The sequence below is a fragment of the Streptomyces sp. NPDC047079 genome, assembly GCF_040643755.1.
In the GTDB taxonomy this organism is placed as follows: domain Bacteria; phylum Actinomycetota; class Actinomycetes; order Streptomycetales; family Streptomycetaceae; genus Streptomyces.
In genome coordinates this window covers 1-5,755 of sequence record NZ_JBEYUZ010000061.1, presented here as the reverse complement: position 1 = coordinate 5,755, position 5,755 = coordinate 1, and the positions used below count along the sequence as shown (strand labels likewise).

General features: G+C 71.2%; 8 protein-coding genes. 5 read left to right on the top strand and 3 right to left on the bottom strand.

From position 1 onward, the window contains the following. Window positions 1-130: 130 nt before the first annotated feature. On the bottom strand, window positions 131-493 hold the full coding sequence (locus ABZ823_RS30805) for a DsrE family protein (RefSeq protein WP_361666197.1): 363 nt from the start codon (window positions 491-493) through the stop codon (window positions 131-133). Window positions 494-516: 23 nt separating this feature from the next. Continuing rightward, window positions 517-843, bottom strand: a complete 327-nt coding sequence (locus ABZ823_RS30800; RefSeq protein WP_361666194.1) for a hypothetical protein — start codon at window positions 841-843, stop codon at window positions 517-519. A 263-nt stretch (window positions 844-1,106) separates the two neighbouring features. Between ABZ823_RS30800 and ABZ823_RS30795 the strand changes: the two genes are divergently transcribed. From ABZ823_RS30795 to ABZ823_RS30785, 3 genes are all read left to right on the top strand, one after another. After that, a complete protein-coding gene (locus tag ABZ823_RS30795) occupies window positions 1,107-1,682 on the top strand; it encodes an FABP family protein (RefSeq protein WP_361666191.1) in 576 nt (191 codons plus the stop codon). A 179-nt stretch (window positions 1,683-1,861) separates the two neighbouring features. After that, window positions 1,862-2,299: a transcriptional repressor gene (locus ABZ823_RS30790; RefSeq protein ID WP_361666188.1), complete on the top strand. Its 438-nt coding sequence runs from the start codon at window positions 1,862-1,864 to the stop codon at window positions 2,297-2,299. A 10-nt stretch (window positions 2,300-2,309) separates the two neighbouring features. Further along, on the top strand, window positions 2,310-3,275 hold the full coding sequence (locus ABZ823_RS30785; protein ID WP_361666186.1) for a folate-binding protein: 966 nt from the start codon (window positions 2,310-2,312) through the stop codon (window positions 3,273-3,275). A gap of 21 nt (window positions 3,276-3,296) precedes the next feature. Here the strand turns inward: ABZ823_RS30785 and dtd are convergent, their stop codons facing one another. Continuing rightward, the gene (dtd, locus tag ABZ823_RS30780) at window positions 3,297-3,722 is read right to left on the bottom strand and encodes a D-aminoacyl-tRNA deacylase (protein ID WP_132804411.1); all 426 of its coding nucleotides are present in this window, start codon (window positions 3,720-3,722) and stop codon (window positions 3,297-3,299) included. A 241-nt stretch (window positions 3,723-3,963) separates the two neighbouring features. Between dtd and ABZ823_RS30775 the strand changes: the two genes are divergently transcribed. Both ABZ823_RS30775 and ABZ823_RS30770 read left to right on the top strand, forming a co-directional pair. Continuing rightward, window positions 3,964-4,566, top strand: a complete 603-nt coding sequence (locus ABZ823_RS30775) for an AmfC protein (RefSeq protein ID WP_361666182.1) — start codon at window positions 3,964-3,966, stop codon at window positions 4,564-4,566. 109 nt (window positions 4,567-4,675) lie between these two features. After that, window positions 4,676-5,665, top strand: a complete 990-nt coding sequence (locus tag ABZ823_RS30770; RefSeq protein ID WP_361666179.1) for an asparaginase — start codon at window positions 4,676-4,678, stop codon at window positions 5,663-5,665. The last annotated feature ends 90 nt before the right edge of the window (window positions 5,666-5,755 follow it).

Here is a 5,755-nt window from a genome sequence, read left to right as displayed (position 1 = left end):
AGAGCTACCTTGCCGGACTCCACTTACGAGGCGCCGTCATCTGGATCCGCAGCCTTCAGCCAAGTCACTGATCACGACTCCGTACAGGCCCTAGGCGGTTTCCCCGGGATCGCCGGGCCGGCGGATCGGGTCAGTACACGAGTGCCTGAGTGTCGTCCGCCAGTGCCTCCTGGACGAAAACCTGCGCGCCCGCGATCCGTACGCCCTCGATGACGTCCTTCTCCGTGATGTCGCGGCGGGCCGCGCACTGCGTGCACAGGGTGATACGCCCGGCCGCCAGGACGGAATCGATCAGATCGGGCAGCGGCGCCGCGTGCGGCAGCTCGAACTCGGCGGCCCGGCCCGGCAGCGCGAACCAGGACGACTCCCCGGTCAGCCAGAGCGAGACGTCCACCCCGCTGGCCACGGCCACGGCCGCCACGGTGAACGCCTGTGAGCAGCGCTCCGGGGCGTCCGCCCCCGCCGTCACCTTGATCACGAGCTTCTTCGCCATGCCCGCAGCCTAGCCCGGCGATGTCATGAGCGGTGCTTCTGGTTGTGGTGCCGGCCCAGCAGGACGTTGGCGTCCGTCTCCGCACTGCCGTCGTACTCCGCCCGCGCGGCCTCCCGCAGTCCGTCCAGCTCCGTGCACGTCGCACAGCCCCGGACGGGAAGCGGCGGGCGGCTCGTGTCGCCGGCCGTCCGCGTACGCTCGTTCGCCGCCGTCACTCCGGCGCTGAGCCGCTCCCGGGCCGTGGCCGGGCGAAGCGTGGCCGGGTCGGTCTGCCACTCCCGGCCCCCGCCGACCGGGCGCAGCATGGCGTACGGCCCCGACCGGTCCTGGTACGCGGCGACCTTGCGCATGGTCCCGCTTCCTCGACGAGGTCAAGCGCTGAGCCGGGAGAGCGCCCCTCGCCGAGAGGCCCGGTGTCCGGCCACGTAAGCTTGAACCCGGCTCTGTGTACCCACCTCGCTCACCAAGGAGCACCCCGTGGAGATCTTCTTCGAAACCCTGCTGGTCCTGGTCTGCGTCGGCGTGCTCGCCTTCGCGGGGCTGGCCGTGAAGAAGCTGTACGAGGGCCAGCGCTGATCCCCGCATCCCCGACGGACACGACGAAAAGCTGCTCATGATCGAGATCCCGTCCGACCTCCACAAAGACCTCGTCCCGCTCGCCTTCCTGCTCGGCAACTGGGCGGGCGCGGGCGTGCACGACTTCCCCGGCTCCGAGAAGTGCAACTTCGGCCAGGAGGTCTCCTTCACCCACGACGGCCGGGACTTCCTGGAGTACCGCTCCCACACCTGGGTGCTGGACGGCGAAGGGAACAAGGTCAGGCCGCTGGAGACCGAGGCCGGCTTCTGGCGGATCGACAAGGACCGTCAGGTCGAGGTCACCATGGTCCGCGACGACGGAGTGGTCGAGATCTGGTACGGCGAGCTGGCCGAGAAGAAGCCGCAGGTCGACATCGCCACGGACGCCGTCGCCCGGACGGCCGCCTCTGGCCCCTACACCGGCGGCAAGCGGCTTTACGGGTACGTCAACAGCGACCTGATGTGGGTTGGCGAGAAGCAGACCCCCGAGGTCCCGCTGCGCCCCTACATGTCGGCGCACCTGAAGAAGGTCGTCACCCCGGAGGACGTCGAGCGCTGGGCCAGGGCCCTTCCGGAGGACCTCCCGGACGACGGGATCGCGTTCTTCAAGTAGGTCGGGTTCACCCGTTCCAGGCGACGGTGCAGACGTAGACGCATTCGTGCCGGGGCACCGCGGGGAGCTGGACGAATCCGCGCCCGCCGAGAATGGGGAAGTTCCGCAGCCCGTCGGGCTTCCCCTCCGGTCGGCTGCCCGCCGTCTCGGTGTCGTCTCCCGGTCCTACACTGGGTGCTGTGGTGAGCACCGACTGGAAGAGCGATCTGCGGCAGCGCGGCTACCGGCTGACCCCGCAGCGGCAACTCGTGCTCGAAGCCGTGGACGCCCTGGAGCACGCGACCCCCGACGACATCCTCGTGGAAGTGAGGAAGACGGCGTCGGGGGTCAACATTTCCACCGTGTACCGCACCCTGGAGCTGCTGGAGGAGCTGGGACTGGTCAGCCACGCCCATCTGGGGCACGGCGCGCCGACGTACCACCTCGCGGACCGGCACCACCACATCCACCTGGTCTGCCGCGACTGCACGAACGTGATCGAGGCCGACCTCGACGTCGCCGCGGAGTTCACCGCCAAGCTGCGCGAGACGTTCGGTTTCGACACGGATCTGAAGCACTTCGCGATCTTCGGCCGGTGCGAGGACTGTTCCCTCAAGGGTTCAAATACCGCGTCGTAGGCTTGGGTCCATGAAGAGTCCTCTGCTGTCCCTGCCCGGCGCCGTCCCCGCCGAGGGTGTGGACGAAGGTGTCGCCGCCCATTACGGCGACCTGTTCCGTGAGCAGCGCGCCCTCGCCGACGGCTCCGGATTCGTGGACCTCTCGCACCGCGGTGTGCTCACCGTCAGCGGCGAGGACCGTTTGAGCTGGCTGCATCTGCTGCTCACCCAGCACGTCAGCGAACTGCCGCCGCACCAGGCCACCGAGGCCCTCGTCCTGTCCGCGCACGGCCACATCGAGCACGCGCTGTACCTGGTCGACGACGGTGAGACGGCCTGGGCCCATGTGGAGCCCGGCACCCAGGACGCGCTGATCGCGTACCTGGAGTCGATGAAGTTCTTCTACCGCGTCGAAGTGGCCGACCGGACCGATGAGTTCGCGGTCGTGCACCTGCCCGCCGGTTCGATCGCCGAGCCCCCCGAAGGCGTCCTGGTCCGTGAGACGCCGTACGGCCGCGACCTCTTCCTGCCGCGTGCGGACCTGGAGTCCTACGCCGAGAAGAACGGCCCCGCGGCCGGCCTGCTGGCGTACGAGGCGCTGCGCGTCGAGCAGCACCGCCCCCGTCTCGGCTTCGAGACCGACCACCGCACCATCCCGCACGAGCTCGGCTGGATCGGCACGGCCGTGCACCTCCAGAAGGGCTGCTACCGCGGTCAGGAGACGGTCGCCCGCGTCCAGAACCTGGGCAAGCCGCCGCGCCGCCTGGTCTTCCTGCACCTCGACGGCAGCGAGGTGCATCTGCCGCCGCACGGTACCGAGCTGCACCTGGCGGACGACGGCCCGGAAGGCCGCAAGATCGGGTTCGTGACGACGTCGGTGCGCCACCACGAGCTGGGCCCCGTGGCCCTCGCCCTGGTCAAGCGGAACGTGCCGGTGGACGCGCGTCTCGTGGCGGACTCGACGGCGGCGGCGCAGGAAGTCGTCGTGGAACCGTAGGGCCCGTACCGGCCGGCGGCCTCAGATCTCCAGGAGCACGGTGAACGGGCCGTCGTTCGTCAGCGACACGCGCATCTGCGCACCGAACCGGCCCGTCGCCACCGTCGCACCCAGCGCGCGCAGCTGCGCGACGACCTCCTCGACGAGAGGCTCTGCGACATCGCCCGGGGCGGCCGCGTTCCAGGTGGGGCGGCGGCCCTTGCGGGCGTCGCCGTAGAGCGTGAACTGGCTGATCACCAGCAGCGGCGCGTCGATGTCCGAGCAGGACCTCTCGTCGTGCAGCATGCGGATCGACCACAGCTTGCGGGCGAGCTGGGCCGCCTTCTCCTTGGTGTCCTCGTGCGTGACCCCGACGAGCACACACAGGCCCTCGCCGCTGATCTCGCCGACCGTCTCGCCGTCCACGACGACACTCGCGCCGTCCACTCTCTGCACCACCGCACGCATGGGGTCCATGATGCCGTGCCGCCCGAACCCCCTTCGGCGGTGCCCACGAGAGCGCGCCGCGGACCCGGCGAAAACCGGACCGGTGATCTCTTATGAGGGCATTCTTATTGCCCCTTAACACCTCCATCCGGGGCAGATCGGTGGCACTCGGTCACGCGGCGGCCGCATGGGGTGGCACGATGCGTCTGTCGCGGCCCATCCGTGGGGGGTGCCGCGCCGGTCGAGGGGACGGTAGAGGTACATGAGCACACCGAGTACCGGGCAGCCGCCCGGGGTTGTGGCGCCCGCCCTGTCGGGAGTCCTGGAGCAGCACCGGCCGCCCGTGCAGCGCACGGACAGCTTCCTGGCCACCGATCCGCCCGGGCACGACCTGTCCGCGCTACGGCTCACCGAGCTGCGCGCGCTGCGCCGGGACGCCCAGCAGGACGAGGCCGATCTCAGCTATGTACGGCGGCTCCTTCAGGGCCGCATCGACATCCTGCGGGCCGAGCTGGCACGGCGCGGCGGCCGGGCGGCCCCCGAGGGCGTCATGGAGCGGCTCGCGGAGATCCTCAGGGACGAGCCCGCCCGCCAGCGCTCCTCCGCCCGCCATGTGACACTCGGCACACCGCACGGAGAGGAGTACCGGCGACTGGCGTCCCGGATGCTCGGCGAGGTCGAGCTGTCGGATCTCGAGGCGCGCACGGACGAGGAGTTGGGCGCGGGGATGATCCGGCTCGTGGGCTACGAGCGCCAGGTCTCCCGGCGGCGGCAGCACTTGCAGCGCACGGCGGACGACTGCAGTGCCGAGATCGCACGCAGGTACCGTGAAGGAGAAGCGCAAGTAGACGACCTGCTCATGTGACGCGAGGGCCCCGGCGAACCCGGGGCCCCGAGTGTGCACGCGGCCGGGACCGGAGACCCTCCGGCCCGGGCGCCGCCGGGGCGGGTCCCCGTCCCGAAGGCCACCGCCCATGTCGACGTCAGCCCAGCCCGCCCCGTCCGCCGTGTCCACTCCGTCTTCCGCGCCCCCGGTGCTCGCCGAGGTGGTGCGCTCCGGGTTCGTCGAGGGACGGCACCGCGGCAGCCTGGTGCTGCTGGCCGCCGACGGTTCCGTGGAACTGGCCCTCGGTGATGTGCGGGCGCCGGTCTTCCCCCGGTCGGCCAACAAGCCGATGCAGGCGGCCGGTGTGCTGCGGGCGGGCCTGGAGCTGGCCGGTGAGCGCCTCGCGCTCGCCGCCGCGAGCCACTCGGGCGAGGCCTTCCACCGGGAGCTGGTGCGGCGGATGCTGTCGGAGCACGGCCTGAGCGCCGAACGGCTCCAGTGCCCGCCCGACCTGCCCCTGGACCCGACGGAGGCGGAGGCGTACCTGGCGTCGGGTGCCGTGCGGGAGCGGATCACCATGAACTGCTCCGGCAAGCACACGGCGATGCTGGCGGCGTGCGCGCTGCGGGGCTGGCCGCTGGACTCCTACCTCGACCTCGCGCACCCGTTGCAGCAGCTGATCCACTCGGTGGTGGAGGAGGCGTCCGGCGAGCCGGTCGCGGCGGTCGGCACGGACGGCTGCGGCGCCCCGCTCATGGCGATCAGCCTCATCGGCCTGGCCCGCGCCTTCCGCTCCTTCGTCCTCGCGGCTCCGGGCACGGCCGAACGCCGGGTGGCGGACGCGATGCGGGCGCACCCGGAGTACGTGGCCGGCACCCGCCGGCCCGACACCTGGCTGATGCGCGAGATTCCCGGCGCCCTGTCGAAGATGGGCGCGGAGGCGGTCCAGGCGGTGGCCCTCCCCGACGGCCGGGCCCTCGCCTTCAAGGTGGACGACGGCGGTACCCGGACACTGGGCCCGGTCCTCGCCCGGGCCCTGACGCTGATGGGCGTCGAGGCCCCGGTGGTGACCCGGATCGGCCGGGCACCGCTGCTGGGCGGGGGCCGCGAGGTCGGCGGGATACGCGCGGTCTTCTAGTAGGACTCCGTTAGGTTGCTCTGGTTCTTGTGTCTGGGCTGGTGGTAGACGTTCGGGGCAGGGGGCGGTGGCAGGTGGTGCAGGTGCCGG

Bases quoted from the DNA above. Each gene is read 5' to 3' on its own strand.
- ABZ823_RS30805 (WP_361666197.1), bottom strand. From the start codon at position 493: ATGGCGAAGAAGCTCGTGATCAAGGTGACGGCGGGGGCGGACGCCCCG.
- ABZ823_RS30800 (WP_361666194.1), bottom strand. From the start codon at position 843: ATGCGCAAGGTCGCCGCGTACCAGGACCGGTCGGGGCCGTACGCCATG.
- ABZ823_RS30795 (WP_361666191.1), top strand. From the start codon at position 1,107: ATGATCGAGATCCCGTCCGACCTCCACAAAGACCTCGTCCCGCTCGCC.
- ABZ823_RS30785 (WP_361666186.1), top strand. From the start codon at position 2,310: ATGAAGAGTCCTCTGCTGTCCCTGCCCGGCGCCGTCCCCGCCGAGGGT.
- dtd (WP_132804411.1), bottom strand. From the start codon at position 3,722: ATGCGTGCGGTGGTGCAGAGAGTGGACGGCGCGAGTGTCGTCGTGGAC.
- ABZ823_RS30775 (WP_361666182.1), top strand. From the start codon at position 3,964: ATGAGCACACCGAGTACCGGGCAGCCGCCCGGGGTTGTGGCGCCCGCC.
- ABZ823_RS30770 (WP_361666179.1), top strand. From the start codon at position 4,676: ATGTCGACGTCAGCCCAGCCCGCCCCGTCCGCCGTGTCCACTCCGTCT.